This window comes from Streptomyces sp. a15 (assembly GCF_059026085.1).
This window is the reverse complement of the sequence record NZ_JBWLKM010000084.1, coordinates 1-26252: the sequence shown is the minus strand read 5'-3', so window position 1 is coordinate 26252 and position 26252 is coordinate 1. Positions and strand designations below refer to the sequence as shown.

Below are 26252 nucleotides of genomic sequence, written 5' to 3'. Positions count from 1 at the left end.
CGTCGATCACCGTGGCCACAAGAGTTTGACGACAGCGGCGCACCCCGCACTGACCGGTTCCGTCGTGCTGGCCGCCCTGCTCCATCTGGGAGCGACCGAGCAGGTGGACCCCGTCGCGCAGACGCTCAGCGATGAGGGGCGTCCTGGAACAGGAGATCAGGCCGGGTGCGTGTTCTTCACGTGCCGCTGGCGGCGATCGGGCAGCACTGCCTGGCCGACCGCAGGTTGTCCGCGGTCGGCGTACCGGCGACAGTCTGTTCGGTCGCGATGCCGAAGGCTGCCTGGCGGCAACGTGGTTGCGTTCAGTGACGCAGCTTGACCTTGCTGACCGCGGCGACACCAAGGGCCGCAAGGGCGATCTGGAAGAGCCACTCGACCCAGTCGACGCCCTTTGTGTCGGCGACGTCGAGGCCGGAGGCGATGCCGGTGCCGATGAACGCGGCGATGATGCCGATGAGGATCGTCCAGAGGATGCCGATGCGCTGGCGGCCGGGAAGGACGAGGCGGCCAAGGACTCCGATCACCATGCCGATGACGATCGCGCTGATGACGCCTGAAATTTCCATGAGCGGCCTTTCACCCGTCAGTCGTTGGCGGCATGCGAGTGCCCGTTCGAAGCTGCGTCACTCCGTTCTGCTGACTGAGGAGGTGAGGCGCAGCGTGTGCCAGGTTCGGCTGCTCAGCCCTGCGGCCTTGACTGTGCCGTTTCCGGCGTGTGGGTGTGAGACGTGGAGGTCTGGCCGCTGCCGTTGACATGAGAAGCGGCTTCGTCCTGGATGACGCGCGGCTCGGTGTTGCCTTCCGTGCTCTCCTGCTCGTCCTTCATGGCATGGGCCTCGGCCTTGAGGATGCGGGCCGACTTGCCTGCCGAACGGGCGAGTTCGGGGAGCTTCTTGGCGGCGAGGACGGCTATGACGACGATGAGGACGACGGTGAGTTCACTCAGTCCGAACATGGGTTTTTGTCCTTGTCGTTGAGCCGGGGTACCGGACGCGGCCGAGCGTTTCTGCGGAAGCCGTGCTCTACAGGTGAGGAGAGATGGCCGGCATCAGGTCCTGAAACGTGCGGCCAACGGCGGGTTCGCCGATGGCCCCCATCTGCCAGCCGCCGCTGCTGCGGTGGACCTTCGCCATGATCTGGGCGGTGTGCTTCCCGCCGCCGGTGAGGGTGTAGCGGGCCAGTTCGGTGCCCGTGGTCTCGTCGACCAGGCGGCAGAAGGCGTTCTGCACCTCGGCGAAGGTCTGGCCGGTGAAGGAGTTGACGGTGAAGACGATCTGGTCGATGTGGGCGGGGACCCGGTCCAGGTCGACGAGAACGGCCTCGTCGTCGCTTCCGGCGCCCGTTCCGCCGACGAGATTGTCGCCCGTGTGCCGGACCGAACCGTCGTTGCTCGTCAGGTGCTGGAAGAAGACGACATCGGCGAGCTGTCCCGAGGCGAAGAGCAGCGCGGAGGCGTCCAGGTCGATCTCGCCGCCTCCGAGGACCTTGGCCAGGAACCCCTTGCGGGGTGCGGCCTGCCAGCCCAGGCCCATGCGGACGGAGGTCAGGGCGCTGCCGTCGGCTTTGTTGAGGCTGATCTGCTGGCCCTTGCTGAGGTTGACCGACATGAGGGGAGTTCTCCTTCAGGCTTGTGGCGCGGGTGGGCCGGACCGCGCGGCTCTCGGCAGGTGTCCGGGCCGGTGCGGGCGTCAGTCGGTGTGCGGGGAGGAGCCGTTGGGGTCGGCGGAGGGTGTGGTCGGCTGCCCCGTCCTGGGCGGCGTGGGGCGGAGGGATGCATCTTCACGGATGCGTCGGCGCAGGTAGGGCAGCATGCCGCGGTCGAGCAGGGCTTGCTGCCAGTCCCAGCGGGCCTGCTCCAGGCGGTCACGGGAGATCGTGCGGGGGCGGCCGTCGGGCGAAGGGAGGCCGCGCCGGCGTATCGCCGTACGCACCAGCGCGGCCAGGGCGATGAGAGCGCTCACGGCCGCGAGGGGAGCCAGGACCCAGCCGGCGGTGACGAGCGAGCCGGGAAGTGTGCCTTGGACGTCGGCCAGTTGGAGCGCGTATCCGAGCACCAGCAGGACGGCGGAGGACAAGGCGGCGAGGGGTGGCGTCAGCATGGCGAGGGCCGGCAGCAGAGCGCCGCCGGCAGACCGGGGAGGTTGATTGTGCTGGGCGGCCGTCCGTACGGCGAGGTACGCACGGTACTTGTCACCCGCCGCTGCCGTGATCGCGTCGGCGGCTTCAAAGGCTCGGGCGCGCAGACGTCCGGCGGCCCGGCCGGCGGGGTCGGCGAGCAGGGCTTCACGGATGTCCGTCGTGCTGAGCGCCAGGTTCAGTACCGCATCGAATTCCGCTCGGTCCTCCGGGCGGAGACGGGGCGGGCCGGGCGCATGGTCTCCTGGCTGGCTGGCTGGCTGGCTGGAACGGCGGCGATCGGGCACCTCGGCATCAGCGCGCAATCAGCGTGTGGGCAGTGGCCGCCGGGCCCGCTCCTCGGGAGCGGGCCCGACGCCGTGGCCGGTCCGGTGTCAGACGCCGACGCCGAAGTCGGAGGCGATGCCGGACAGGCCGGACGCGTAACCCTGGCCCACCGCACGGAACTTCCACTCCGCGCCGCTGCGGTAGAGCTCGCCGAAGACCATCGCGGTCTCGGTGGCGGCGTCCTCGGACAGGTCGTAGCGGGCGATCTCGGCACCGCCGGCCTGGTTGACGACCCGGATGAACGCGCCCCGGACCTGGCCGAAGCTGTGGCCGCGGCCTTCGGCGTCGTGGATCGAGACCGGGAAGACGATCCGTGCGATCTCGGCGGGCACGGCGGCCAGGTTCACCTTGACGACCTCGTCGTCTCCCTCGCCCTCACCGGTGAGGTTGTCGCCGGTGTGCTCCACCGAACCGTCCGGGCTCTTCAGATTGTTGTAGAAGATGAAGTGCTGGTCGGAGAGGACCTTGCCCGACTCGTCGACCAGCAGGGCGGACGCGTCGAGGTCGTAGTCGGTGCCCGTGGTGGTGCGCACGTCCCAGCCCAGGCCGACCAGTACGGCGGTCAGGCCCGGCGCTTCCTTGCTGAGCGAGACATTGCCGCCCTTGGCCAGGGAAACTCCCACTGCTCTCTCCTTCTCGATGTCTCAAGTCGGGGCCTGCGGTGCGGACCCAGACCGAGAAATCTACATCACTGTAGAAAATACGGAAGGGTGACACGCCAGTCCGGCACCGAATGAGCCATGCGCGGCCGGATGGCGACAGCCTGCTCGAGGTGCCGGTCAGTCACGGGAGTTGCCGAAGAGGATGCGGTAGCCGATCAGCAGGACCAGTGCGCCCGCCGACAGCCAGCCGCCCAGGAAGGCGCCCGTGACGCCGATGATCGTGGTGCCGATGAGCCCGCCCGGATCGCGCCCGGGCGGGATGGCCTTGGCTATCGCCCCGGCCGGCAGCCCCAGAACCAGCCATGCGATGACGCCCATGTCTCTTCGTCTCCTCTCGTCGGCCCGTACCGCGTGGCGCGGAAGGGCGGGTCCGGGGCAGCGCATCTTCTACAATTTTGTAGAGGCCGCGAGGGTGCTGGGTGCGCGGGTTGCGGTGGCACGGGAGCGGTGTCGGGCTTCTATACGATGTACCGCTCGTGAAGTGCGCGGCAGCGGAAGGGAGACAGGGCATGACGGATCACCGGCAGCGTCCCCGGCGGGGGCAGGGCGAGCTGGAGGGGCAGGTTCTGTCGGCCCTGCGTGAGGCGGACGGTCCGGTGACCGCGGGCTGGGTGCAGGAGCGCCTGGGCGGGGATCTTGCCTATACGACCGTGATCACGATCCTGACGCGGCTGCTGGCCAAGGGGGCGGTCACCCGTGAACGGGTGGGCAGGTCCTTCGCCTGGACCCCGGCGTCGGACCAGGCGGGCCTCGCCGCCCGGAAGATGCGCAAGGTACTGGACGGCGAGCGGGACCGGGAGGCGGTGCTGGCCAGCTTCGTCACCGGCCTCGACCCGGACGACGAACGGCTCCTGCGCGAAGTGCTGGGTCAGCCCAGGACAGAGAGGGAAGACTGAAGCCTCATGGGGGTGTTCGTCTTTCTGCCGCTGGTACTGCCGTTGACCGCCTGGCCCATTGCCCGGCTGGCCGAGCAGCATCTGCATCCGCGTACCGCTACCCGGCTGCTGACTGCAGTGGCCGCGGTCATGGCCGTGTGCAGCACCGTGTGCCTGGGGCTGCTGATGGTGGTCGGCACCGCGCAGTTGCCTGGCAATCCGCTGCCGGACGGCTGGTCGGATCCGGAGGTGCGTGAGGCCGTCCCGTACGACGAGGTCGCCGGAAAGGCGGCCATCCCCGCGCTGCTCGCGGTGGCCGTGGTGTGCGGGCGGACCCTGTGGCGGCACGGCCGGGTACGCCGGCTCGCCCACCGGGCACTGGCCGGGCTGCCCGGCACAGAGGTGGCGGTGCTGCCCGACGAGGTGCCGTACGCGTACGCGCTGCCCGGCACCGGTCACGGCGTCCGGAACCGGGTCGTCGTGACCACGGCCCTGCTGTCCTGCCTCGAACCGGCCGAGCGGCGCGCCCTGTTCGCCCACGAGCGGGCGCACCTGGCCGCCCGGCATCACCGGTTCCTGCTCGCCGTGCAACTGGCCGCGCACGCCAACCCGTTCCTGCGTCCGCTGCGTACCGCGGTGTCGTACTCGACCGAGCGGTGGGCAGATGAAGAGGCCGCTCAGGCCGTCGGCAATCGCAGGACCGTGGCGTGCGCGATCGGCAAGGCGGCGCTGGTCTCGCGGGGCACCCCGGCGACCACACTGGCGGGCTTCGCCGCACCGGGGCCGGTGCCGCGCCGCGTGGTTGCCCTGCTCAATCCCGCTCCGGTGGCGCGCAGTTGGCCGTCCCTGTTCACCGCGGTGGGCCTGGCGGCCTGGGCGGCAGCCGCGGGCACGGCCGTCTCCGCGATGTCGTCCGCGAACTCCGCGGTGACGATGGTCCTCATCCTGCACGCGGCGACACCGCTCTGAGAGGTGTCGGGCACGTGGAACCGGAACACCGCCCCACCCAGGCGCTCAGGCGCTGTCCACGAGGACGGCCAGCCCGGCGGCGACGAGGCTGATGAAGACCAGGGTCACCAGCACGCAGACCAGCAGCCAGCCGGCAAGCCCCCGCCAGGGAGGGACTACGGCCGTCGCCGAGCAGCTGCGCGAGGCGGGTTTCACCGTCGCCGGTACGGGCAACGCACCACAGAACATCCGCACTTCGTCGGTCACGTATCCACAGGGGGTGGAGCGGCAGGCCGACGTGCTCACTCGCGGCTGCCCGACGGTCCGGGCCGCACGGGATGCGGACGCCACGCCGGGAACGGGTGACGCTCGTCGTCGGAACGGACTTCGACCCCGACGACCTCCAGTGACAGCCGGTCAGACAGTCAGGCTGTTCGGTTCCGTGGCCGGCCTTGGGATGGCGGTGGCCTTGATCGCGGCTCCGTAGACGTTGGCCCTGCTCTCGCTCAGACAGGGGGAGACGCGCAGCAGAACCCGCCTACTGCGGTAGGCGTGCTCGGCGTGGGCCGGGGACCGGGCCGCCACAGATCGCAGTCGCTCGGCGCCAGCCTGGGCGGCCTCGGTGTCATGGAACACTTCGATCGCACCGCCGAGTTGGACGCCGGCGGGGTCCGGCACGGCGACCACACCGCCGTCGATGCGGCGGTCCTCGAAGGTGACCTTGCTGCGATACCCGCCGCGCTGTCCCAGCAGGCCCTCGGGATCCTGGTCGCGATGGGCGTAGCGGACGGCGTTCTCGACGGGGAGTCCGGCCTCCTCCAGTACCCGGAACACGGCTTCGGCCTCAACTGTGACGGCCGCGGTTCCCGAGGTGTTCTCGTGGTGTCCCGCGCTGAAAGGAAGAAGGATCGGCTCCCGTGGAAGGGCCGACAGCACGATGTTGACCAGCGTCCCCGCGGCGGCCAGGACAGCAACCGTCCGCAGGTGTCGCAGGGAACTCCCCTTGCGGACCCGCTCAGAGTCCAAGGTCACCTCGAGGTGACCCCGCCCGCCCCACAGGAGGCTTGGCATCGGCGGCGGACAACAGGTGACCTGCGCCGACAGGGCCGGGTACTCCCGTCGTCGTACGCGCTCCTCCCGGCCCGCTCATATCGTGAGGTTTGTGACTCCTTCCGTCGCGCGGCCGCCGCGTCGCATCGCCCGGCTTCCCTGGCCCTGGCCCTCGCCCCCGCCGCTCACCGACCTCGCGATCGCTGCGGTGGTCGCGGTGTTCACGGGCGGGGACGCGGCGTCCAACTCCTCCGGTTACCGGCAGGACGACTGGGTCACCTGGCTGCTGTTCGCGGTGTCGATCGCCGCGCTGCTGGTGCGCAGCCGGTGGCCGGTGGCGGTCGCCGTGGTCACCGGGGCGGCGGGTGCGGGCTGGGCGCTGTACGGGCACATCGGGGAACTGCTGAATCTGCCGGTGATGGTCGCGCTGTACGCGGTCGCCGTGCAGGGTGAGCGGCGCCGGACCGTCCGTACCGCCGTGATCGCCTCGCTCGCCTCCGGCGTCGTCGCCGTGATCGCGGGCATCGACGTGGTGCAGCCGCAGGGTGCCCCGCTGACGGAGATGCTCTGGCCGCTCATTCCCCTGCTGCTGGGTGAAGCGGTGCGCGGGCGGCGGGAGTTGACGGCCGAGTACGCGGCACGTGCCGAGCGTGCCGAGGCCGACCGGGAGCGGGACGCGCAGCGCCGGGTGGAGCAGGAGCGGGTGCGCATCGCCCGCGAGCTGCACGACGTCGTCGCCCATACGGTCTCGGCGATGACCGTGCAGGCCGGCCTCGCCCTCGATGCGCTCGACACGAAGCCGGAGGTGGCACGGGCGGCGATGCGGCAGGTGCGTACGTCGGGCAAGGAGGCCGTACGGGAGCTGCGGGCCACCGTGGCCGTGCTGCGCTCGGACGGCGCCCCGCGGACCGATCCGGCGCCACGGCTCGGGCAGCTCGACGAGCTGGTCGAACGCGTGCGTGCGACCGGGCTTCCGGTGGCGCTCCATGTGGACACGGGTGGCCGACAGCTGCCGCAGCTGGTGGAGTTGGCGGCGTACCGCATCGTCCAGGAGGCGCTGACCAACGTGATCAAGCACGCGGACGCCCGGCACGCGGCGGTGTCGGTAAGCACGGACGGAGACCGGGTGACGGTGGAGGTCATCGACGACGGGACGGTCGAAAGTGCCGTGGTGGGAGACGGTTTCGGTCTGATCGGCATGCGAGAGCGGGCCGCGGCCGTGAGCGGGGGCGTCGAGGCCGGACCGGTGCCGGGCGGCAGTGGCTGGCGCGTGCACGCGACCCTGCCTGTGGACGGCGGCTCGGCATGATCCGGGTACTGCTGGCCGACGACCAGACCGTCGTCCGGGCGGGGTTCCGGGCCCTGCTCGACCTGACCGACGACCTGGTGGTGGTCGCCGAGGCGGCCGACGGCGTGCAGGCCGTCGAGCTTGCCCGCACCACCCGCCCGGACGTCGTGCTGATGGACATCCGCATGCCCCGGGCCGACGGCCTGGAGGCCACCCGCCGCATCGTCGCCGACCACGCCCTCGATGCCGTACGCGTGCTGGTGCTGACGACGTTCGAGGCCGACGAGTACGTCTTCGAGGCACTGCGCGCCGGCGCCGCGGGCTTTCTCCTCAAGGACATCGAGCCGGACGACCTGCGCGCCGCGATCCGCACGGTCGCGGCCGGGCAGAGCCTGCTGGCGCCCGCCGTCACCCGCCGCGTCATCGAGGAGTTCTCCCGGCTGAAGGCACCCGAGACGCAGGCGCGCGAGCGACTCCAGCCGCTCACCGACCGGGAGCGCGAGGTGCTGGCGCTGGTCGGCCGTGGCCTGTCCAACCAGGAGATCGGCGAACGGCTGATCATGAGCCCGCTCACCGCGAAGACACACGTCAGCCGGGCCATGACCAAGCTCGGGGCGCGTGATCGGGCGCAGTTGGTGGTGTTCGCGTACGAGACCGGGATCGTGCGGGCGGGAGAGGGCTGACGTACTCCCGGTACGTGGAAGGCGCCCGGGTACTCCCACGGGAGTAGTGGCCGACTCCTGGCGGCAGATGTCCGTTGTGCCCCGGCTCCGTAGCGTCGACGGCATGATCGAAGCACGGGAACTCACCAAGCGATACGGCGAGAAGACCGCCGTCGACGCGTTGTCCTTCACCGTCCGGCCGGGCCTCGTGACCGGCTTCCTCGGCCCCAACGGCGCCGGCAAGTCGACCACCATGCGCATGATCCTCGGACTGGACACGCCCAGCGCGGGCGCCGTCACCGTCAACGGCCGCCGCTACGACCGGCTCGCCGCACCGCTGCGCGAGGTCGGCTCGCTCCTCGACGCGAAGTCGGTGCACGGCGGTCGCAGCGTGCACAGGCATCTGCTCGGGCTCGCCCGCAGCAACGCCATCGGCCGTACCCGGGTGGACGAGGTGCTGGAGACGGTCGGCCTCGCGGAGGTCGCCGACCGGCGGGCCAAGGGGCTCTCGCTGGGCATGGGCCAGCGGCTCGGCATCGCTGCCGCGCTGCTCGGGGACCCCGGCGTGCTGATCCTCGACGAACCCGTCAACGGCCTCGACACCGAGGGCATCCGCTGGATCCGCGACCTCCTCAAGTCCCTCGCCGCACAAGGGCGCACGGTCTTCCTCTCCAGCCACCTGATGAGCGAGATGGAGCTGACCGCAGACCGGCTGATCGTGATCGGCCGCGGCCGGCTCCTTGCCGACACCGACATGCGGGACTTCATCGAGACCAACTCGCAGGGTGCCACGCTGCTGCGCACCCCTGACGACGAGGCCCAGCGGATGCGCGGCCTGCTGGAGTCCCGCGGAGCCTTGACCAGTCTGGACGCCCGCGGCGGCTGGTGCGTGACGGGGCTGCCCCCGGCCGCCATCGGAGAACTGGCCCGCGCACACGGTCTCGCCGTGCACGAACTGACGCCTCTCTTCTCCTCGTTGGAGGAGGTCTACACGAACATGACGCGGTCCTCGGTGGAGTACCGCGGTACATGGACCGAGGAGCTGATCCCATGAGCACGACGAGGACGAGCACCGTGACGACGAGTACGGCCACCGCGCCGGCGGGTACGACCGCCGCGACGACTCCCGGCTTCAAGGAAGCTGTGGCCTTCGAGTGGACGAAGTTCGCGAGCCTGCGCTCGACGGTGTGGACGGCGGTGGCGGTCGGGCTGGTGACCGTCCTGGGCGCCGTCTTCGTCGGCCTGACCGAAAGCCTCCAGCCCGATGACACGGTCCTCGGCGGCAGCCTCACCCTCAGCGTCCCCGCACTGATGATCGCGGGGGTGGTGGGTGCCCTGCCCATGTGCGGCGAGTACGCCGGCGGCACGATCGGCTCCACGCTCGCCGCCGTACCGCGCCGGGGCCGCGTCCTCGCCGCGAAGGCGACGTTGCTCGCGGCCCTGCTGTACGTCATATCGCTGGCCGCGTGCACGGTGGCGTACCTCCTCGGCGACGCGGTCCTGGACGGCTCGTACGCTCAAGGGGAGCCGCTGCCCGCGCTGTTCGGTATAGCCGCGCTCTTCTCGGTCGTCGGCGTCCTGGGGCTGGCGATCGGTACCCTGCTGCGGCACTCGGCCGGGGCGGTCACCGCCCTGGTCGGGCTGATGCTGCTGCCGTCCCTGTTCGGTCCGCTCTTCGGCGACCTCCAGCGGTGGATCGCGGGCGCCACTCCGACTGCCACTGTGCAGAAGCTCATCCAGATCTCCGACGCGAGCCCTGAGGCCGTCGGCAGCCTGGCCGCCTGGCCTTCACTCGGGCTGGTCGCCGCCTACACTGCCGCCGCGCTGCTCCTGGCCGCGGGTGTCCTGGGGCGGCGCGATGTCTGACCAGATCCGCAGCGCCGCGCGGCTGCTGCTCGCGCTCATCGTCGTCCTGGCCTTACAGGCAGCCGTCCCGCCCGAGGGGCACGCCCACGACACCGCCCAGGTGGTGAGGGAGCACCGGGCCGCGGACCGGATCGTCGATCTCACCGTGCGCTCGCCCGCGTTGGGGCGCACGGCGAAGGTGCGGCTGCTGACCCCGGACGGCTGGGACAAGCGCGGTCCGCACGACCGCTGGCCCGTGCTGTACCTGTTCGCAGGCGGCGACGGGGACCACGAGACGTGGACCAGGGAGTACGAGGTCCAGAAGAAGCCCGAACTGCGCAACACCCTCGTCGTCATGCCCGAGATGCCGCTGTTCGGCTTCTACACCGACTGGTTCAACCAGGGCCGGGGCGGGCCACCCGCGGTGGAGAGCTTCCACCTGCGCGAGGTACTGCCGCTGCTGGAGCGCGACTACGGCGCGGGTACGCGCCGGGTGGCCGCGGGCGAGTCGCAGGGCGGCTTCGGCGCCATCTCCTACGCGGCACGCCACCCCGGGCTCTTCCGCGCGGTGGCGAGTTACAGCGGCTACGTCCACCCGCTCCAGCACCCGCACACGGTCCGGGCCGCGATGACCTACCTCGGCCTGGACTGGCGGGCGTTGTGGGGCGACCCGGTCACCCAGCGCGCCAACTGGCAGGCCCACGACCCTTATTACCTGGTAGAGCGCCTGCGCGACAGCGGCACCCGGGTCCACCTGTCGTCCGGCGACGGCAGGCTCGGCGCCCTGGACCCGCCGGGCACCGAACGCGATCCGAACATCCCCGGCCTGGAGGACCCCGCCCACCCGTTCCCGAAGGACGTGTACTCACCGACCGAGGCTGTGATGAACGAGGAGTCCCGGACCCTCGCCACGCGCCTGAAGCAGGCCGGTGTCCCGGTGACCACGCACTTCTACACCGGCACCCACTCACCGGCGTATTGGTGGCGCGAGCTCGACCGCACACTGCCGATGCTGCTGGAGAGCCTCGGGACGGGCCCGGCCGACGGCGCCCGCGTCGTCGCCGAGGAGCGGGTCGGCCCCCGGCTGATCGATCTCACCCTCGACTCCCCGGCGTTGGGCCGTGACGCCAAGGTGCGGCTGCTGACCCCGGACGGCTGGGGAGAGCGCGCGCCCGGCGACCGCTGGCCCGTGCTCTACCTCCTCCACGGAGGCTTCGAACCGGAGACGTACAAGACCTGGACGCGTGAGTCCCACATCGAGGAGATCCCCGAACTGCGCAACGTGCTGGTGGTCATGCCCGAGGGCGGCACCGCCGGCTTCTACAGCGACTGGTGGAACGACGGCAAGGGCGGGCCGCCGGCCTGGGAGACCTTCCACCTCGACGAGGTGCGTCCGCTGCTGGAGCGCGGCTACGGCGCCGGACAGCGGCGGGCGGTCGCGGGCCTGTCGATGGGCGGCTTCGGCGCGGTCTCGTACGCGGCGCGCAGGCCCGGCCTGTTCGCCGCGGCGGCGAGCTACAGCGGTCCGGTGCATCTGCTCCACCCGCGGATGCGCGAGCAGTGGCCGCTCCTGGAGGAGGCGTACGGCGGAAGCGGGAGCCTGGCCGGGCTGTGGGGTGACCCGGTGGCCCAGCGGGAGATCTGGGAGGCCCACGACCCGCACCACCTGGCCGAGCGGCTACGCGGCATCCGGCTCTACCTGTCCGTCGGCGACGGACACCCCGGACCGCTGGACCCGCCGGGCAGCGCGTACGACCCGGCCGAGGCCGACCTCCGCACGATGAACCGCTCGCTGACCGCCGAACTGGACCGGCTCGGCACCCCGGCGGTCACCCACTTCCACACCGGCACCCACCACCCCGCCTACGGAACCCGCGAACTGCACCGCTCACTGCCGCTGCTCCTCGGCCCCCTGGCCGGGTGAGGTTGTTCGCGGTTCCTTTACAGGCGGTTCCTTTACAGTGGGTGTAGAGGCAGGTGATCCTGCCTCTACACCCACTGTCTTACGCATGACGAGTCACGAGAAGGAGAGACGATCCCGAGATGGGTGAGCCTCCCAGTACCAGCCGTGCCATACCCCGCCCGAGACACATGCGTGAGGCATCGGGGGTGGCACGGTGACCGAGATCCTGCTGCTACTGCTGGCCCTGCTCCTCACCCTCGCCTGCGCGCTGTTCGTGGCGGCCGAGTTCTCCCTGACCACCGTCGAGCGCGGTGACCTGGAGCGCGCCGCCGAGGCGGGCGAGCGCGGCGCGGACGGCGCCCTGAAGGCCGTACGCCGTCTGACCCTCCAACTGTCCGGCGCCCAGCTCGGCATCACCGTCACCTCGCTGGTGATCGGCATGCTCGCCGAGCCGTCGCTCGCCGCACTGCTGCGCGGCCCGCTGGAGGCGGTCGGCCTGGGCGGCGCCGCCTCGTTGGTGGCGACCGTGCTGGGCGTGGTCGTCTCCACCGTCATGCTGATGGTGGTCGGCGAGCTGGTGCCGAAGAACTGGGCGATCTCCCGCCCGCTGGCCGTGGCCAAGGTGGTCGCCGGACCTCAGCGCGGCTTCACGGCCGCGTTCGGCCCGTTCATCCGACATCTCAACAACACCGCGAACCGCTTCGTACGCCGCTTCGGCCTGGAGCCCGCTGAGGAGCTGGCCTCCGCCCGCAGTCCCGAGGAGCTGGTTGCGCTCGCCCGGCACTCGGCCGCCGAGGGCGCGCTGGAGGCGGACTCCGCCGAGCTGTTCGTGCGCACCCTGCACCTGAGCGAGCTCACGGCCGAGAACGTGATGACTCCGCGGGTGGACGTGCGGGCGCTGGAGGCCCACGCGACGGCGGCCGACGCGGCGAACCTGACGTACGCGACCGGCCTGTCCCGCTTCCCGGTCTACCGCGACAGCCTGGATGAGGTCGTCGGCACCGTCCACATCCGCGACGTGCTCGCTCTGGAGCCGGAGAAGCGGCCGCTCACGTCCGTGACCGAGCTGGCCACCGCTCCGCTGCTGGTGCCGGACAGCCTGACCGCCGACCGGCTGCTGGAGCGGCTGCGCGAGACACGCACGATGGCCGTGGTGATCGACGAGTACGGCGGCACGGCGGGGGTGGCGACGGTGGAGGACATCGTGGAGGAGGTCGTCGGCGAGGTCCGTGACGAGCACGACCCCATCGAGGTCCCTGATCTGCTGCCGGTCCCGAGGACCGGGGACGGGCGTGCGGTGTGGGAGGCGGACGGATCGGTCCGCATCGACGAGCTCGCCGGGATCGGGCTGACGGCGCCGGAGGGCCCGTACGAGACGGTGGCCGGCCTGGTCGCCACCTGCCTCGCGCGCATCCCGGCCAAGGGCGACACCCTCGACCTCGACGACGGCTGGCGGCTTCATGTTCTCGACGTCGATCACCACCGTGCCGACCGCGTCCGGATTACCGAACCGGTCCGGGTGCCGGTTCAGGCGGGGGAGGAGTCCCGATGACCGCGCTGCAGCTCACCATCGGTGCCTTGACCCTGCTGACCAACGCGTTCTTCGTCGGCGGAGAGTTCGCCCTGATCTCCGTGCGCCGCAGCCAGATCGAGCCGCGGGTGAAGGAGGGTGACAAGCGGGCCCGGATGACGTTGTGGGGCCTGGAGCACCTCTCGGCGATGATGGCCACTGCCCAGCTCGGCATCACCGTCTCCTCTCTGGTGCTCGGCGCGGTCGCCGAACCCGCCATCGCCCACCTGCTGGAGCCTGCCTTCGAGACGGCCCACCTCCCGCACGGCCTGGTGCACCCGATCGCGTTCGTCATCGCGCTCAGCCTGGCGACGTATCTGCACATGCTGATCGGCGAGATGGTCCCGAAGAACATCGCGCTCGCAGCGCCGGTCCCCACCGCGCTGCTGCTCGGCCCGCCCCTGGTCGCCCTCACCCGGGCGCTCAAGCCGGTGATCTTCGGTATCAACGCCTTCGCCAACGCCCTGCTGAAGCTGCTCAGGGTGGAACCGAAGGACGAGGTGGAGGCGGTGTTCACCGACGACCAGCTCGCGCGCATGGTCGTCGACTCCAGCGAGGCCGGCCTGCTGGCGCCCGCCGACGGCGAACGCCTCCGCGACGCACTGGAACTGGGTACCCGGCCGGTGGGCGAGATCCTCGTCCCCGCACACAGGATGCGCACCGTCGGACACGAGGTCAGCCCGGCCGAGCTGGAGCGGATCGCGGCCGAAGCGGGCTACTCACGCTTCCCCGTCACCGGTCCGAGCGGCACCCTGCTCGGCTACCTGCACATCAAGGACACCCTCGGCATCACCGAACGGAACCAGCCGTTCCCGCGCAGCGCGCTGCATCCGGTCACCCAGGTCCGCATCGACACTCCGCTGGACGACACTCTCACCGCCCTGCGCGCCGCCGACAGCCATCTGGCAGCGGTCACCGGCGAGACGGGTGCGGTCATCGGCTTTGTGACCATGGAGGACGTCCTGTCCGAGCTGGTCGGCCCGGCACAGGCCGCCGCGTGACCGCCGGGCCGCCTCGTACGCGCCCCCGCACGAGGCGGCCCGGCATGGCCCGCCATCGCCCGGAGGTGTTGTGAAGCGGACCTGTGGCTTGTGCCCGCCGGCCACCACACCAGGCCGAAGACGGTCAGGAATGCCGCACCTGTCCGCTCCACGGGCCCCTTGTCCGAGGACGCCACCGCCCATGCTGTAAGGCCGCGAGAAGTCCGCGGTTCATGGAGAGCCCGGATGAGCCGGGAACCTGGATACGGCCAGAATCGTTTGTCCGATCCCACTGCTATCGGAGGAGTACCAGCCTTGTCCGCCAGATCGACGGGCTCCTCGGGGCACTGCCCCAGACCATCCCGCCAGGTCCTTCCTGAGCACGACACACGGCGGGGCGGTGTTCGATGAGTGCCGCGAATGCCGTACTTGGCCTGCTGGCCGTCTTCGTCCTCACCGCCGGCACCGGCTACTTCGTCGCGCAGGAATTCGCGTACGTCTCCGCCGACCGCCTCGCCCTCGCCCGCGAGGCCGAGGCCGGCGACAGGAGGGCCGCCCGCGCCCTGACAGTGCTGGAACGCCTGTCCTTCATGCTGTCCGGCGCCCAGCTGGGCATCACCGTCACCGGCCTGGTCGTCGGCTTCATCGCCGAGCCGTCTGTGTCGGCGCTGCTCAAGCCCGCCCTGACCGGCATCGGTATCCCGGACGGCGCCGTCAGCGGCATCTCCGTCGTGCTCGCCTTCGTCGGGGCCACGGTCGTGCAGATGGTGCTGGGCGAACTCGCCCCGAAGAACCTCGCCATCGCCATCCCGGAGCGGCTGGCGAAGTCCCTGGCCGCCTCCACCCTCGCGTATCTGAAGGTCGTCGGTCCGGTCGTCCACGTCTTCGACGGCGCGGCCAACCGGCTGCTGCGCAAGGTGGGCATCGAGCCCGTCGAGGAACTGCACCACGGCGCGACCCTGGAGGAGCTCGGCCACCTGATCGGCGAGTCCCACGAGCACGGCCAGCTGCCCAAGGACACCGCCGACCTGCTCGACCACGCCCTGGAGTTCTCCGACCGGACGCTGGACGAGGTGATGGTGCCGCGCGCGGACGCCGTCTTCGTCCGCAAGGACGCCACCGCCGCCGAGGCGGTCGACCTGATCGCCCGGCACGGCCACTCCAACTATCCGGTCCTCGGCGACCACCCCGACGACATCGCAGGCGTCCTGGGTGTACGGGAACTGACGCACCTGCCTGCCGACCGCCTCGCCGGCACCACTGTGGGCGCACTCGCCCGCCGCCCGCTGCTGCTGCCGGACACGCTGCCGCTTCCCGACGCCGTCGACCGGATGCGGGAGCAGGACGACGAGTTCGCCGTCGTCCTGGACGAACACGGCGGGGTCGCGGGGATTGTCACCTATGAGGACATCGCCGAGGAACTGGTGGGCGACATCGCCGACGAGTCCGACACCGTCACCGAGATCGCCGTCGCCGACGGGGAGGGCTGGCTGGTGGACGCCGGGCGCCGCCTGGACGAGGTGGCCGAGGCGACCGGCATCGAGCTGCCCGAGGAGGAGGACTACGACACGGTGGCCGGCCTGATCGTGGACCGCCTCGGCCGCTTCCCGGCCATCGGCGACCGGCTCACCCTCGAACTGCCCGACGCGGGACGCGTGAAGATCGACGTACGCACCCTGGACCGGCACGTGCCGGAACGGGTGCGCATCGAGCGGACGGCAGTGACCGAGCGTGCGGAGGAGAAGGCATGAGTTTCCCGATGGCGCTCTTCGTCACCGTACTGCTGCTGATCGGTAGCGCTTTCTTCGTCGCCGCCGAGTTCGCGCTGGTCGCCGCCAAACGGCACCGCATGGAGAAGGCCGCGGCCGACGGCCGACGCGGCGCCAAGGCGGCCCTCGCGGGCATGCGCGAGCTGTCACTGATGCTGGCCGGCGCCCAGCTCGGCATCACCGTGTGCACCCTGGGCCTGGGCTCGGTGTCCAAGCCCGCCCTCTCGCACGAAATCGACCCGCTGCTGCATGACCTGGGTCTGCCCAGCGCGCTCAGCTACGCGGTGGCCTTCGCGTTCGCCATGGCCGTCGTGGTGTTCCTGCACATGGTGCTCGGCGAGATGGCCCCCAAGTCCTGGGCCATCGCCCACCCCGAGCGCTCCGCGATGCTGCTCTCCCCGCCCTTCAGGGCCGTGGTGAAGGCGGTACGGCCGCTGATCTGGCTGCTCAACCAGATCAGCAACGCCCTCGTACGGCTGTGCCGGGTCACCCCCCGCGACGAGCTGGCCTCGGTCCACAACCGCGAGCAACTCACCCATCTCGTCGAGGAGTCGCAGCGCCTCGGTCTGATCAGCGCGGCCGACTCCGAGCTGATCACCCGCTCGCTGACCGAACCGCAGACACCCGTGGGCGACCTCCAGGTCCCGGCCGCCGAGATCACCGCGGTCGACGGCGACGCGGGCATCGACGACATCCTGCGTACCGCCGCCGACCACGACCGCACCCGGCTGCTGGTCCGCGAGGGCGGCACCGTCCTCGGCTCGGTTCACGCCCGCGACGCGCTGGTCGCCCGCGCTCAGGGCCGTACCGTCACCGCCCGCACCCTGGCCCGGCCCGTACCGGAACTGAGCGCGGACGCCACGGTCGCCGAGGCGATCGACCTGCTCCGCAGGCACCGCGCCACGCTCGCCCTCGTCTGCGACGACACCGGCCGCCTCACCGGCATGGTCAGCCTGGACGACCTGCTCGCCCGCTACCTGCAGCCGCAGGCGGCCTGACCTCCCGAGCGAGCAACATCCTTCGAAGGGGCGGGCCATTCTGCCCGCCCCTTGAGGTGTCTGCCAGGCGGTCACACATCAGGCATCGGTGTTCGGGTGCGTGAGCGGCGGGGCCTCGTGCTGAAGCCGCCCCCAAAGCCATGCGAGCATCTACAGTGCTGTAGAAGTCTCTCCTGGAGCAGGATCGCTCGCAGACCCGCCTTCCGCCTGGTTGGCCGGGCGCAGCGCGCTGCGCGAAGGGGCAGGTACAGCAGGATGACCGACCACCACGACCCGACGGCCAAGGCGTGGCGGCCCTCCCGCCGGAGGCTGGCGGAACAGGCCCGCGCCATCACGCAGGCCCGATGGTTCGCCCTCACCGTGTTCAGCCTGATCCTCGCCAACGCGGCACTGCTGGGCGCGGAGACGTACAGCGGAGTGCTTTGTCCTCGTCAACGTCCTCATCGGCGTCGTCATCAGCTCACTGGACGAGGTCCGCGAACTGGAGCGGGAGCAGGACGAAGCGCGGACTCCCACCGGACCGCAGCCGCCTCGGCAGACCGGTCCAGCGGACGACGCCGAACGCGAACTCCATGCCCGCATCGCCGCCGCGCGGCAAGCCCTCGACGACCTCGAAGCGAGCCTGCAACGCTTCCCGGCGTCCCACTCCCAGGAAGCGGAGGGGACTGTGCCGCGTCCCTCGGGGCACACCTGAGATGAGCAGGCTTCTCAAAGGGGGGCAACCATGGAGATCTCGGGTGTCATCAGCGCCGTCGTGATCGGCATCGTGATCGGTGTACTCGGGCGACTCGTCATCCCGGGCCGCCAGCGCATCGGCGTGCTGTGGACGATCCTCCTCGGCATCGCTGCGGCGTTTGTCGGCACGGGCATCGCAGTGGCGTTCGACGTGGCCGACACCAAGGGCGTCGACTGGATCGAACTGGCCATCCAGATCGGCCTGGCCGCCCTCGGCGTCGCCGCACTGGACCGGGCCAAGGTCCGCCGCTGACCCCACACCCCACCCGCCTGCGGGCGGGGTGGTTACGCTTCCGCCGTGCGGGCGGTGGCGAAGAGCGATCTGACGGGGCGGGCACGGCTGCGTGAGGCGACGGCACTGGTGACCCGGCACTTCGGCTCCAAGCAGGGCCTGCGGGCGGCGGTCGACGAGTACGTGCTGGACCGCATCACCGAGCAGTTGAACAGCCTGGAGCCGGACCCGGCCAAGGGCCTGATGGTCTCGCTCGGCGAGGCCTCCGCCCGCCTCTTCGGCGCGGACCCGGTGCTGCGCGGCTACTTGCGCCACGTCCTACTGGAGGACAGCGAGGCAAGCGCCGCACTCTTCGGCCGCCTGCTGTCCGGCGCCCGAGCGGAGTTGGAGCGGCTGTCCGCGGACTACGGAGGGGACGGCCCCGACGAGGAGTGGGCCCCGTTCCAGATGCTCTGCCTGATCATCGGCCCGCTCCTGATGGAACGGGTCATGCAGCCCAACCTCGACGAGCCGATGTTCGCTCCCGAGGTCCTGGCCCGCCGCAGCTCGGCCAACCAGCGGCTACTGCTGCGGAGTTACTACGGTCGGCTGGAGGAAGGGCGCCGGGGCTAGGGTCTGTCTCCAGTCATGATCATGTGGCGGTGTTGACTTCACACTTCGCTCCCACCCTGACGCGGACGGATCCGGCCTTGTCTTCGAGCGCGCGCGAACGCCTACCGTCCCGGGCATGGAGACCACAGAGCACACTCCTGCCCCCGACCGCCGGTCCCTACTGACCAAGGGAGTACTACTCGGCGCCGCTGCCGCCGTCGGAGTCCCGGCCGGAACAGGTACGGCATCGGCCTCACCTACGTCGCCGTCACCAGAAACCAACCGGTACGCCCGGGGCATGGCGGCGCTACAGCGAATAGCCGGCGAGCGCGGGACCTCCGTCGTCGACTCACTGGAAGACATCGCACCCGATCTCGGCCGCTACATCGTGGAGTTCGCCTTCGGCGACGTCTACTCCCGGCCTGGTCTCGATGCCCGACAGCGACAGCTGGTGACGGTCGGCGCCCTGACCGCACAGGGCGACACCGCCCCTCAGCTGGACTTCCACATCGACGCCGCACTTCAAGTCGGCCTGACCCCCGTGGAGATCACCGAGGCGTTGATCCATACGGTGCCGTTCACGGGCTTCCCCAGGGCCCTCAACGCGGTAGCCGTCGCCCGGAAGGTCTTTGCCGAGCGCGGAGTGCGGTTCGAGCCGCCGGAACAGACCGATACGCGCGACCGCTACGAGCGTGGAAAGGAGAACCTGGTGAAGGTCGATGGCGAACACGGCCTGGAGGTCGTCGACTCCCTTCGGGACATCGCCCCCGATCTCGGCCGCTACGTCGTCGAGTTCGCCTTCGGTGACGTCTACCACCGCCCCTGGCTGGACGGACAACAGCGCCAGCTGGTAACCATCGGCGCACTCACCGCGTTCGGCGACACCGCGCCCCAGCTCCGGGTCCATCTGGGAGCCGCCCTGAACGTCGGGCTGAGTCACGCCCAGGTGATCGAGTCCCTGATCCATCTCGTGTCGTACGCAGGCTTCCCCCGGGTACTGAATGCCATCACCGTGGCACGGGAGGTGTTCGAGGAGAGGCACCGTTGACGCCGGACCGCACCTGGCCCGTACGGTCGCACCATGACCACCACCGGCACACGATCCATCGCCGAAACCGCCGAGCTGACCGGCCTGACCGCACACACCCTGCGCTACTACGAACGCATCGGCTTACTCGACCCCGTCGACCGCGGCTCGGACGGTCGCCGCCGGTTCCGTGACGCCGACCTCGCCTGGCTCAGCTTCCTGATGCGACTGCGCGCCACCGGAATGCCCATCCGGGACATGAAGCACTTCGCGGACCTGCGCAGAGCCGGCGACAGGACGGCCTCGGACCGACTGGAGGTGTTGCGCCGCCATCAAGAAGCTGTCCGCCACCGGATTGCCGAGCTCACCGAGTGCCTCGAGGCCCTGGGCTCCAAGGTCGACTACTACCAGGCGCTGGCAGCGGAAGAGACCGCTGGGCCGCACATTCCCGCCGGCACCGTGTCGTGACGGCCGACGGTGCCCGCACACCGGACGGGACGATTGCAAAGTCCTGGGCCCACCCCACACCCCATCACTGCTGGTCAAAGCGATGAGGCCCGGCACCATCATCCATGAAGGTTGCATGACGGCTCGGCGGGTCTTGGCGAGTGCGAGGTGTACGTGTGTTTACAAGATTGAATGCATGGACACTTCCTCTTCATCGCTGTCGGTGCCGCCGCACTCTCCAGCCCGGTGGCACACGTCTTGCCTGGCTGGACAACCTCCGCATCACCCTGATCGTCCTGGTCATCGGCCACCACGCCGCGCAGCCCTACGGCCCCGCCGACTGGTGGCACGTCGCGCGACAGCCGCGCTCCGGCGCCCTCGCGACGTGTCCGCCGTCGACGGGTCGTTCTTCATCTGAGTCCTTTCGTGGATACCCCCGGCTTGAGCCGGGGGAGGAAACGAAACCCCTGCGGAGCAGGGCAGGGAGCTGGGATTCGCCGTCAGGGCGGATGACAGTGCCCTGACCCGCAGGTTTGATCTTTACTTAAGCTGAGCTAATTTGTGAGCATGGTCGTGAACCATGCGAAGCGGGCGTTCAAGTACCGCTTCTATCCGAGTGATGCGCAGGCGGACGAGCTGTCGCGCACGTTCGGTTGTGTGCGGAAGGTCTACAACCTGGCGCTCGCCGCCCGTACACAGGCGTGGGCGCGGCAGGAGCGGGTCAACTACAACGCCACCTCCGCGATGCTGACGGCATGGAAGAAGACCGAGGAGTTGGCGTTCCTGGGCGACGTGTCGTCGGTTCCGCTGCAGCAGACGCTGCGGCACTTGCAGACCGCGTTCACCAACTCTTTCGGCAAGCGCGCGAAGTATCCGCGTTTCAAGTCGCGGAAGAAGTCGCGGAAGTCGGCGGAGTACACCACCAGCGGGTTCCGCTTCCGTGACGGCCGGCTGACCCTGGCGAAGATGGCGGACCCGCTGGACATCGTGTGGTCCCGGCCGCTGCCCGAAGGCGCCGAGCCGTCCACGGTGACCGTGTCGCAGGACGCGGCCGGCCGCTGGTTCGTCTCGATGCTGTGCGAGGACCCCAATGTCAAGCCGCTTCCCGCCACTGATGCGGCAATCGGAATCGATGTCGGCCTCAACCACCTGCTGACCCTCTCCACCGGGGAGAAGATCGCCAACCCCCGGCATGAACGCCGCGACCGTGCCCGTCTCGCCAAGGCCCAGCGGGAGTTGTCCCGTAAGGCCAAGGGCGACGGCGCCAACCGCCGTAAAGCCCGGCGTAAGGTCGCCAGGGTCCACGCGAGGATCGCTGACCGGCGCCGCGACATGCTCCACAAGCTCACCACTCGGCTCGTGCGTGAAAACCAAACGCTCGTGATCGAGGGCCTGACCGTGCGCAACCTGGTCAAGAACCACACGCTCGCCCGGGCCATCTCGGACGCGAGCTGGAGCGAGTTCCGCTCCCAGCTGGAGTACAAGGCCGCCTGGTACGGGCGTCAAGTGATCGCGGTGGACCGCTTCTTCCCCTCCTCCAGGCTGTGTTCCGTCTGCGGCACCCTGCAGGAGAGGATGCTGCTCAGCGTCGGTACGTGGACGTGCGCCTGCGGTACGACCCATGACCGGGACGTGAACGCGGCGAAGAACCTTCTGGCCGCCGGGCTGGCGGTGACAGTCTGTGGAGCCGGTGTAAGACCTCAACGGAGCTCTCCGGGCGGGCAGTCGGCGACGAAGCAGAAAACCCCACGGCGCGAGCCGTAGGAATCCCCCTCGTTCACGAGGGGGAGGAAGTCAAGAGTCTGTTCTTCTTCGTCTCCGCGGTCTTCGTCCCCCGCTCATACGAACGCCGCGGCGCCCGCCGCTTCCTGACGGGCCGTCTGCTGTGCCTGGGGTACCGCTGCTGGTGGGCGCACTGAGGATCGTGCCGGGCCTGATGTACGCGTACTACGTCCACTACCGCGGCTACCGGCTGATCCCCTTCCCCCGCTACTTCACCGGCGTCTACCTCGGCCTCGGCGACAGGCCCGCCGACTGGAGCGGACCGTCCTGGCCCGACCTGCAGTTCGGCCACCTGTGGTTCATCCGGAACCTGCTCGCCTACAGCGTCCTGTACGTGCTCTGGCGCCAGGCCGGCTCTTCCGGCGCCGGGCCGGCCGTACGGGCGCCGTAGGTTGCCGACTCCCGGGCACCGGGCCCTGCTCGGGCTCACCACCGTCCTCGCTGCGGCAACCTTCGCGGTCCGCCTGCGCTACCCACTGGACACCTGGGTGCCGTTCCTTGACTTCCTTCAGACCGAACCCGCCCGACTCCCGCAGTACCCGCCTTCTTCACCCTCGGCGTCCTCGCCCACCAACACGGCTGGCTCGACCGCTTCGGTGCCCGCACCGGGTGTGGCGAACAGGAGCGCTGCCCCCGCAAGTGCCGCGCTGTGGGCGGCCTACGAGAGCGCCCTGTGCGTGGCTCTGAGCGTGGGCCTGCTCACAGCCCTTCGCGAGACAGTCGGGAGCGGCGGCCGCCTGTCCCGGGAGCTGGCCGCGGACTCGTACGGCGACTACATCGTGCATCTGCCGTTGGTGGTGACGCTGCAGTACTACGTGGCGGGCTGTGGCCTGGCCCCCGTGGCTGCGTGGGCGGCGGTGTCCGCCGTCGCCGTACCGGCAGCCTTGTGTGCTGGCAGCCGTTCTGCGCAGGCCGCTGAGGGCCGGGCGGGTGCTGTGACGCCCGCACGCCCTGCTGCGTAATGGTTGTGTGCGGCGTGTCGTCAGTGGTCTTGGGGGCTGTCGAGCTCCGGCTTTTCCAGGTATTCGGGGCAGTCAGGGTTGTGGCAGGGGCGCGGGCCCCACACGGGCACGAAGATTCCGAGCGTCTTGTGCCGTCTCTTGATGGTCATCTCCAGGGGCTGCTTGCAGACCGGGCACACAGGCGTCCCCCGGGGAGTGGGTTCCTGCTCGGCTTTGCTCATTCTTTAACAATAGGCTGTGCGGTCGGAGAAGGGGTCGGGCCACCTGCCGCTGATTGTGCGGCGCTGGTCAGTGCGCCGGTCGGGGCGGATCATCCGGCTGCTGGTCCTGCTCGGCATGTGCGCCGGTGGACCTGGGGTTCTCGGTAGCGGTGTCCGACACGGAGGGCGGCTTCTCCTCCTGAGCGGCGGGGGGCAGGTGGAGCGGTGCGGGTCGCCGCAGGCTGAATACGACGGATGCGGCCAGCACAACGACGATGACCGCGAGGCTGATGGTTGAGGGGATTTCCGGGATGCTGGTGCTGATCAGCTTGTGGGATGCCTGGAGGATGAGCTTGACGCCGATGAAGGCCAGGATGATCGCGAGGCCCTTGTTCAGGTAGTGGAAGCGGTCCAGCAGGCCCGCGAGCATGAAGTACAGGGCGCGCAGGCCGAGGATGGCGAACGCGTTGCTGGTGTAGACGATGAAGGCGTCGTCGCTGACGGCGAGGACAGCGGGGACGCTGTCGACGGCGAAGATCAGGTCTGCTGCCTCGATCGCGGCGACCACCGCGAGGAGCGGGGTGGCCACGCGTTTGCCGGCTTCCTTGACGAAGAACTTCATGCCCGCGTATTCGTCCCGGACCGGGATGATCTTACGGAGCAGCCGCAGGGCGAGGCTCTTGCCGGGGTCGAAGCTTTCCTCCTCGTCCTTGAGGAGCTTGTAGGTGCTGTAGAAGAGAACGGCGGCGAAGGCGAACAGCACTGCGGTGAAGCGGCTGACGACGGCGACGCCGAGGGAGAGGAAGATCCCGCGGAAGACGAGGGCGCCCATCACGCCGAAGAACAGCACTCGGTGCTGGTAGGCGCGGGGCACCTTGAAGTAGGCGAAGATCACGGCGAAGACAAACAGGTTGTCCACCGACAGGCTCTTCTCCAGCAGCCACGCGGTGGTGTACTCGGTACCGGCCGTCGTGCCGAGAACGAGGAAGACCACGGCGGCGAAGACCAGAGCCAGGCCCACCCACAGGGCGCTCCAGGCGGCGGCCTCCTTGAAGCCGATGACATGCGCGGTGCGGTGAGCCAGCAGGTCCACCGCCAGCGACACCACTACAGTCGCGGCGAACGCCCCCCACAGCCACAACGGGACCTCAAGCACAACCGGTCACCTACTCCGCAGCCCACGCCGATAGTGGGCCCTATACGGGAGTCTGCGGCATTTCACTGCACTGGGCGACACCAGGGGCAGAAAACACCGGCGGAGCAGGCCGGGCTCCACCAGCCGCAACCCTCAGCACGGGCGGCGGCGAGCGATCGGGGCCATGCTTCGGGTAGAGGCTGCCGATGCCCCAGGGAGACTTGCGATGGCGCGGACTCACCATTTCCACCTCGACGCCAGGGGACACTCGGTGACCGTGAACATCGACGGCGGCCACCGTGGAGCGGCCGAGCTGCTGGTCGACGGCAAGGAAACCGGCCGCGCCGAGATCCATGGGAGCCGGCCCCTGATCCTCACCGGCGAACTCCCCACCGATCCTCCACTGCCTGTGACCGTACGTATCACGCCTGGGCCCGGCGCGCCCCGCTGTACCGCCGTGATCGCCGGAGCGGAGACGGTGATGTCCCCACGGGCGTTCTGAGCCCGGGCGTCGCCCGGCGCCGGGGCCTCGGGGGTTGTGAGGCTGGCTGGCGTGTCGGCGGGACAGTGGCACACCAGATTCCGGCCCTTTGTCAGCCCCGTGCTGCCCACGGAAGGGCCTTTCGCTCGTGCGCCCCGAGCGGCGTACTGCGGGCATCGGACGGCCCTGTGGCCCCGGGCCAGGGCTCGGGGGAAGCTGAGGATGAATGACAGCACGGCAGGCGAGCGCCCCACGTACAAGAACGCTCCCCTGCCCCGGTGCCCCGGGCGGGTGGCATGCGTCTGGCTACGGCGCCCCGGATGGGAGAAGCAGGCAATGAACGGGCCGGTGGTAGTGGGAGTGGACGGTTCATCCTCCGCCCTGGCAGCGGTGGGCGCCGCAGCCCAGGAGGCGTCGTTGCGAGGTGTGGAGCTGCGCGTGGTGCACGCCTTTCTGTGGCCCGCCATGCACGCACCGCCCGGTTCTTCGCCGCTGGGACCTCTCACCGGCGCCCTGCACGAAACAGTCGAACGGATCGTGGCGGACGCCGTGGAACGCGCGCGGAGCCAGACCACGGGCCTGCACGTCAGCCACGCCGTGATAGCCGGTGAGACATCGACGGTCCTGCAAGCACAATCGCGCACGGCACAGCTCCTCGTGGTCGGCCACCGAGGCTCGGGAGGCTTCACCGAGCTGCTCCTCGGATCCACCGCCGTACATCTGAGTGCGCACGGCCACTGTCCGGTGATGGTCGTCCGAGGACGCCCGGAGCCGGCCGGTCCGGTGCTGGTGGCTGTCGATGGCTCCCCACGAGGGAAGCCCGCCATCGCCTTCGCCTTCTCCGAGGCCGCCCTGCGGGGCACGGACCTGATCGCGCTCCACGCCTGGAGCACCTGGACCGACCACGGCGAGCACGCTCTGGGCCAGCCGGTAGACCTGGTGGAGTTGGTGGGCGACGTGGACCGGCTCCGGCAGGAGGAAGAGCGAGTGCTGACCGAAGCTCTCTCAGGACAGCGCGAGCAGTACCCGGGCGTGACGGTACGGCCCCGTCTGGTCCGCGGGCGCACTCGCCCGGCACTGATCGAAGCGAGCGCGGACGCCCAACTGATGGTGGTCGGCGCACGCGGGCACGGCGGATTTGCCGGCCTGCTCGTGGGATCAGTCAGCCAAGCTGCCCTCCATCACGCCCGCTGCCCGGTCACTGTGGTGCGCTCCGACCTCTGACTGCCTCACAGGTGGCTGCGGCTGCACACCCTGACCGGCACCGCTGAAACCCCAGCCGCCGCGCACTACGCAGGCGCCGCATCATGCCGGTGATCTTCCGCAAGTGCGCCCCCACCATCAATGGCCCGGGCAAGCTCCGCTACGTCGTCGAGCAGACCTTCTCGCTCCTGCATCACTTCAGACGCCTGGCCGCCCTCTGGGAGCGACGCCCGGACCTGCACGATGCCTCCCGCTGCTGAACCGTGGACCTCGCCCGCTCTCTGGTGCGGATCGGTGGGCCGATCAGCGGAAATACGATTCGAGCGTGCCGCGGCGCCGGATGTCGAGTGTCGCGCAGTGGAATGAACCGCCGAACGGCGCGTAGTGCAGCAGGTCGCACGGGATCGGTTCGAACCCCCACGCTTCGAGCGCGCGCAGCATGCC

The 26252-nt window shown here is 70.0% G+C and carries 32 protein-coding genes and 1 pseudogene; 22 read left to right on the top strand and 11 right to left on the bottom strand.

Translation table 11 applies throughout. The annotated features are described in order from the left end of the window. Window positions 1-302: 302 nt before the first annotated feature. From AC5P09_RS43000 to AC5P09_RS42975, 6 genes are all read right to left on the bottom strand, one after another. Entirely contained in the window at window positions 303-566 is a 264-nt protein-coding gene (locus AC5P09_RS43000) for a GlsB/YeaQ/YmgE family stress response membrane protein (protein WP_493879134.1), read from the bottom strand. A 113-nt stretch (window positions 567-679) separates the two neighbouring features. Beyond that, complete coding sequence (locus AC5P09_RS42995) at window positions 680-955, bottom strand: twin-arginine translocase TatA/TatE family subunit (protein ID WP_493879133.1); 276 nt, start codon at window positions 953-955, stop codon at window positions 680-682. Window positions 956-1022: 67 nt separating this feature from the next. Next, window positions 1023-1607 carry a TerD family protein gene (locus AC5P09_RS42990; RefSeq protein WP_493879132.1) on the bottom strand — a complete coding sequence of 195 codons (585 nt, stop codon included), beginning with the start codon at window positions 1605-1607 and terminating at the stop codon, window positions 1023-1025. An 81-nt stretch (window positions 1608-1688) separates the two neighbouring features. Then, complete coding sequence (locus AC5P09_RS42985) at window positions 1689-2423, bottom strand: hypothetical protein (protein ID WP_493879131.1); 735 nt, start codon at window positions 2421-2423, stop codon at window positions 1689-1691. Between the two features lie 87 nt (window positions 2424-2510). After that, the gene (locus tag AC5P09_RS42980) at window positions 2511-3086 is read right to left on the bottom strand and encodes a TerD family protein (RefSeq protein WP_493879130.1); all 576 of its coding nucleotides are present in this window, start codon (window positions 3084-3086) and stop codon (window positions 2511-2513) included. Between the two features lie 156 nt (window positions 3087-3242). Continuing rightward, window positions 3243-3443 (bottom strand): GlsB/YeaQ/YmgE family stress response membrane protein, encoded by a 201-nt coding sequence (locus AC5P09_RS42975; protein WP_493879129.1) that lies wholly within the window; start codon window positions 3441-3443, stop codon window positions 3243-3245. A 191-nt stretch (window positions 3444-3634) separates the two neighbouring features. Between AC5P09_RS42975 and AC5P09_RS42970 the strand changes: the two genes are divergently transcribed. Together AC5P09_RS42970 and AC5P09_RS42965 are read left to right on the top strand one after the other, a co-directional pair. Beyond that, window positions 3635-4021 (top strand): BlaI/MecI/CopY family transcriptional regulator, encoded by a 387-nt coding sequence (locus tag AC5P09_RS42970; protein ID WP_493879128.1) that lies wholly within the window; start codon window positions 3635-3637, stop codon window positions 4019-4021. A 6-nt stretch (window positions 4022-4027) separates the two neighbouring features. Then, window positions 4028-4969, top strand: a complete 942-nt coding sequence (locus tag AC5P09_RS42965) for a M56 family metallopeptidase (protein ID WP_493879127.1) — start codon at window positions 4028-4030, stop codon at window positions 4967-4969. A gap of 45 nt (window positions 4970-5014) precedes the next feature. Here AC5P09_RS42965 and AC5P09_RS42960 read toward each other — a convergent pair whose 3' ends face one another. Beyond that, window positions 5015-5215: a hypothetical protein gene (locus tag AC5P09_RS42960; protein WP_493879145.1), complete on the bottom strand. Its 201-nt coding sequence runs from the start codon at window positions 5213-5215 to the stop codon at window positions 5015-5017. On the opposite strand from AC5P09_RS42960, the gene AC5P09_RS42955 reads away from it, so the two are divergent. Further along, a complete protein-coding gene (locus tag AC5P09_RS42955; protein ID WP_493879144.1) occupies window positions 5145-5435 on the top strand; it encodes a hypothetical protein in 291 nt (96 codons plus the stop codon). The genes AC5P09_RS42960 and AC5P09_RS42955 overlap by 71 nt on opposite strands. On the opposite strand, the gene AC5P09_RS42950 is transcribed toward AC5P09_RS42955, so the two are convergent. Continuing rightward, a complete protein-coding gene (locus tag AC5P09_RS42950; RefSeq protein ID WP_493879126.1) occupies window positions 5366-5980 on the bottom strand; it encodes a hypothetical protein in 615 nt (204 codons plus the stop codon). The two genes, AC5P09_RS42955 and AC5P09_RS42950, sit on opposite strands and share 70 nt — an antisense overlap. Before the next feature lie 130 nt (window positions 5981-6110). Between AC5P09_RS42950 and AC5P09_RS42945 the strand changes: the two genes are divergently transcribed. The 9 genes from AC5P09_RS42945 to AC5P09_RS42905 all read left to right on the top strand — a co-directional run bounded on the left by AC5P09_RS42945 (window position 6111) and on the right by AC5P09_RS42905 (window position 17013). Continuing rightward, window positions 6111-7307 (top strand): sensor histidine kinase, encoded by a 1197-nt coding sequence (locus tag AC5P09_RS42945; protein ID WP_493879125.1) that lies wholly within the window; start codon window positions 6111-6113, stop codon window positions 7305-7307. Then, a complete protein-coding gene (locus AC5P09_RS42940) occupies window positions 7304-7969 on the top strand; it encodes a response regulator (protein WP_493879124.1) in 666 nt (221 codons plus the stop codon). Before AC5P09_RS42945 ends, AC5P09_RS42940 begins: the two co-directional genes overlap by 4 nt. Window positions 7970-8072: 103 nt before the next feature. Then, the gene (locus AC5P09_RS42935; RefSeq protein ID WP_493879123.1) at window positions 8073-9002 is read left to right on the top strand and encodes an ATP-binding cassette domain-containing protein; all 930 of its coding nucleotides are present in this window, start codon (window positions 8073-8075) and stop codon (window positions 9000-9002) included. Further along, window positions 8999-9814, top strand: coding sequence for an ABC transporter permease (locus AC5P09_RS42930; protein ID WP_493879122.1), 816 nt, complete (start codon window positions 8999-9001; stop codon window positions 9812-9814). Before AC5P09_RS42935 ends, AC5P09_RS42930 begins: the two co-directional genes overlap by 4 nt. Then, complete coding sequence (locus tag AC5P09_RS42925) at window positions 9807-11717, top strand: alpha/beta hydrolase (RefSeq protein ID WP_493879121.1); 1911 nt, start codon at window positions 9807-9809, stop codon at window positions 11715-11717. Before AC5P09_RS42930 ends, AC5P09_RS42925 begins: the two co-directional genes overlap by 8 nt. A gap of 193 nt (window positions 11718-11910) precedes the next feature. Further along, window positions 11911-13248, top strand: a complete 1338-nt coding sequence (locus tag AC5P09_RS42920; protein WP_493879120.1) for a hemolysin family protein — start codon at window positions 11911-11913, stop codon at window positions 13246-13248. Continuing rightward, window positions 13245-14267, top strand: coding sequence for a hemolysin family protein (locus AC5P09_RS42915; protein WP_493879119.1), 1023 nt, complete (start codon window positions 13245-13247; stop codon window positions 14265-14267). The genes AC5P09_RS42920 and AC5P09_RS42915 overlap by 4 nt, the downstream gene beginning before the upstream one ends. A gap of 386 nt (window positions 14268-14653) precedes the next feature. After that, window positions 14654-15997 carry a hemolysin family protein gene (locus tag AC5P09_RS42910; RefSeq protein ID WP_493879118.1) on the top strand — a complete coding sequence of 448 codons (1344 nt, stop codon included), beginning with the start codon at window positions 14654-14656 and terminating at the stop codon, window positions 15995-15997. Beyond that, the gene (locus tag AC5P09_RS42905) at window positions 15994-17013 is read left to right on the top strand and encodes a hemolysin family protein (RefSeq protein WP_493879117.1); all 1020 of its coding nucleotides are present in this window, start codon (window positions 15994-15996) and stop codon (window positions 17011-17013) included. The genes AC5P09_RS42910 and AC5P09_RS42905 overlap by 4 nt, the downstream gene beginning before the upstream one ends. A 460-nt stretch (window positions 17014-17473) precedes the next feature. Here the strand turns inward: AC5P09_RS42905 and AC5P09_RS42900 are convergent, their stop codons facing one another. Beyond that, window positions 17474-17659: a hypothetical protein gene (locus tag AC5P09_RS42900; RefSeq protein WP_493879116.1), complete on the bottom strand. Its 186-nt coding sequence runs from the start codon at window positions 17657-17659 to the stop codon at window positions 17474-17476. Window positions 17660-17737: 78 nt separating this feature from the next. Here AC5P09_RS42900 and AC5P09_RS42895 point away from each other — a divergent pair, with 78 nt between their 5' ends. The 7 genes from AC5P09_RS42895 (at window position 17738) to AC5P09_RS42865 (ending at window position 22789) form a co-directional block, all read left to right on the top strand. Next, window positions 17738-18001, top strand: coding sequence for a GlsB/YeaQ/YmgE family stress response membrane protein (locus AC5P09_RS42895; RefSeq protein WP_493879115.1), 264 nt, complete (start codon window positions 17738-17740; stop codon window positions 17999-18001). A 45-nt stretch (window positions 18002-18046) separates the two neighbouring features. Continuing rightward, window positions 18047-18592 (top strand): TetR/AcrR family transcriptional regulator, encoded by a 546-nt coding sequence (locus AC5P09_RS42890; protein ID WP_493879114.1) that lies wholly within the window; start codon window positions 18047-18049, stop codon window positions 18590-18592. Between the two features lie 115 nt (window positions 18593-18707). Beyond that, the gene (locus AC5P09_RS42885; protein ID WP_493879113.1) at window positions 18708-19619 is read left to right on the top strand and encodes a carboxymuconolactone decarboxylase family protein; all 912 of its coding nucleotides are present in this window, start codon (window positions 18708-18710) and stop codon (window positions 19617-19619) included. Between the two features lie 33 nt (window positions 19620-19652). Beyond that, window positions 19653-20066 (top strand): MerR family transcriptional regulator, encoded by a 414-nt coding sequence (locus tag AC5P09_RS42880; RefSeq protein ID WP_493879112.1) that lies wholly within the window; start codon window positions 19653-19655, stop codon window positions 20064-20066. A gap of 546 nt (window positions 20067-20612) precedes the next feature. Next, window positions 20613-21809, top strand: a complete 1197-nt coding sequence (locus AC5P09_RS42875; protein WP_493879111.1) for an RNA-guided endonuclease InsQ/TnpB family protein — start codon at window positions 20613-20615, stop codon at window positions 21807-21809. Between the two features lie 142 nt (window positions 21810-21951). After that, window positions 21952-22218, top strand: coding sequence for a hypothetical protein (locus tag AC5P09_RS42870; RefSeq protein ID WP_493879110.1), 267 nt, complete (start codon window positions 21952-21954; stop codon window positions 22216-22218). A 1-nt stretch (window position 22219) separates the two neighbouring features. After that, window positions 22220-22789, top strand: coding sequence for a hypothetical protein (locus tag AC5P09_RS42865; RefSeq protein ID WP_493879109.1), 570 nt, complete (start codon window positions 22220-22222; stop codon window positions 22787-22789). 288 nt (window positions 22790-23077) lie between these two features. On the opposite strand, the gene AC5P09_RS42860 is transcribed toward AC5P09_RS42865, so the two are convergent. Continuing rightward, window positions 23078-24145 carry a TerC family protein gene (locus AC5P09_RS42860; RefSeq protein WP_493879108.1) on the bottom strand — a complete coding sequence of 356 codons (1068 nt, stop codon included), beginning with the start codon at window positions 24143-24145 and terminating at the stop codon, window positions 23078-23080. A 205-nt stretch (window positions 24146-24350) separates the two neighbouring features. Here AC5P09_RS42860 and AC5P09_RS42855 point away from each other — a divergent pair, with 205 nt between their 5' ends. From AC5P09_RS42855 to AC5P09_RS42845, 3 genes are all read left to right on the top strand, one after another. Continuing rightward, complete coding sequence (locus tag AC5P09_RS42855) at window positions 24351-24626, top strand: hypothetical protein (protein ID WP_493879107.1); 276 nt, start codon at window positions 24351-24353, stop codon at window positions 24624-24626. Between the two features lie 315 nt (window positions 24627-24941). After that, entirely contained in the window at window positions 24942-25829 is an 888-nt protein-coding gene (locus AC5P09_RS42850) for a universal stress protein (protein WP_493879106.1), read from the top strand. 83 nt (window positions 25830-25912) lie between these two features. Continuing rightward, a complete protein-coding gene (locus tag AC5P09_RS42845) occupies window positions 25913-26068 on the top strand; it encodes a hypothetical protein (protein ID WP_493879105.1) in 156 nt (51 codons plus the stop codon). Window positions 26069-26111: 43 nt separating this feature from the next. Here AC5P09_RS42845 and AC5P09_RS42840 read toward each other — a convergent pair. After that, window positions 26112-26252 (bottom strand): annotated as a pseudogene (locus tag AC5P09_RS42840) (amidinotransferase); the annotation flags it as partial.

Excerpts from the sequence above, each read along its gene's own strand:
- AC5P09_RS43000 (WP_493879134.1), bottom strand. The coding sequence starts at position 566 with ATGGAAATTTCAGGCGTCATCAGCGCGATCGTCATCGGCATGGTGATC.
- AC5P09_RS42995 (WP_493879133.1), bottom strand. The coding sequence starts at position 955 with ATGTTCGGACTGAGTGAACTCACCGTCGTCCTCATCGTCGTCATAGCC.
- AC5P09_RS42990 (WP_493879132.1), bottom strand. The coding sequence starts at position 1,607 with ATGTCGGTCAACCTCAGCAAGGGCCAGCAGATCAGCCTCAACAAAGCC.
- AC5P09_RS42975 (WP_493879129.1), bottom strand. The coding sequence starts at position 3,443 with ATGGGCGTCATCGCATGGCTGGTTCTGGGGCTGCCGGCCGGGGCGATA.
- AC5P09_RS42970 (WP_493879128.1), top strand. The coding sequence starts at position 3,635 with ATGACGGATCACCGGCAGCGTCCCCGGCGGGGGCAGGGCGAGCTGGAG.
- AC5P09_RS42965 (WP_493879127.1), top strand. The coding sequence starts at position 4,028 with ATGGGGGTGTTCGTCTTTCTGCCGCTGGTACTGCCGTTGACCGCCTGG.
- AC5P09_RS42940 (WP_493879124.1), top strand. The coding sequence starts at position 7,304 with ATGATCCGGGTACTGCTGGCCGACGACCAGACCGTCGTCCGGGCGGGG.
- AC5P09_RS42935 (WP_493879123.1), top strand. The coding sequence starts at position 8,073 with ATGATCGAAGCACGGGAACTCACCAAGCGATACGGCGAGAAGACCGCC.
- AC5P09_RS42930 (WP_493879122.1), top strand. The coding sequence starts at position 8,999 with ATGAGCACGACGAGGACGAGCACCGTGACGACGAGTACGGCCACCGCG.
- AC5P09_RS42925 (WP_493879121.1), top strand. The coding sequence starts at position 9,807 with ATGTCTGACCAGATCCGCAGCGCCGCGCGGCTGCTGCTCGCGCTCATC.
- AC5P09_RS42915 (WP_493879119.1), top strand. The coding sequence starts at position 13,245 with ATGACCGCGCTGCAGCTCACCATCGGTGCCTTGACCCTGCTGACCAAC.
- AC5P09_RS42910 (WP_493879118.1), top strand. The coding sequence starts at position 14,654 with ATGAGTGCCGCGAATGCCGTACTTGGCCTGCTGGCCGTCTTCGTCCTC.
- AC5P09_RS42905 (WP_493879117.1), top strand. The coding sequence starts at position 15,994 with ATGAGTTTCCCGATGGCGCTCTTCGTCACCGTACTGCTGCTGATCGGT.
- AC5P09_RS42895 (WP_493879115.1), top strand. The coding sequence starts at position 17,738 with ATGGAGATCTCGGGTGTCATCAGCGCCGTCGTGATCGGCATCGTGATC.
- AC5P09_RS42885 (WP_493879113.1), top strand. The coding sequence starts at position 18,708 with ATGGAGACCACAGAGCACACTCCTGCCCCCGACCGCCGGTCCCTACTG.
- AC5P09_RS42880 (WP_493879112.1), top strand. The coding sequence starts at position 19,653 with ATGACCACCACCGGCACACGATCCATCGCCGAAACCGCCGAGCTGACC.
- AC5P09_RS42875 (WP_493879111.1), top strand. The coding sequence starts at position 20,613 with ATGGTCGTGAACCATGCGAAGCGGGCGTTCAAGTACCGCTTCTATCCG.
- AC5P09_RS42855 (WP_493879107.1), top strand. The coding sequence starts at position 24,351 with ATGGCGCGGACTCACCATTTCCACCTCGACGCCAGGGGACACTCGGTG.
- AC5P09_RS42850 (WP_493879106.1), top strand. The coding sequence starts at position 24,942 with ATGAACGGGCCGGTGGTAGTGGGAGTGGACGGTTCATCCTCCGCCCTG.
- AC5P09_RS42845 (WP_493879105.1), top strand. The coding sequence starts at position 25,913 with ATGCCGGTGATCTTCCGCAAGTGCGCCCCCACCATCAATGGCCCGGGC.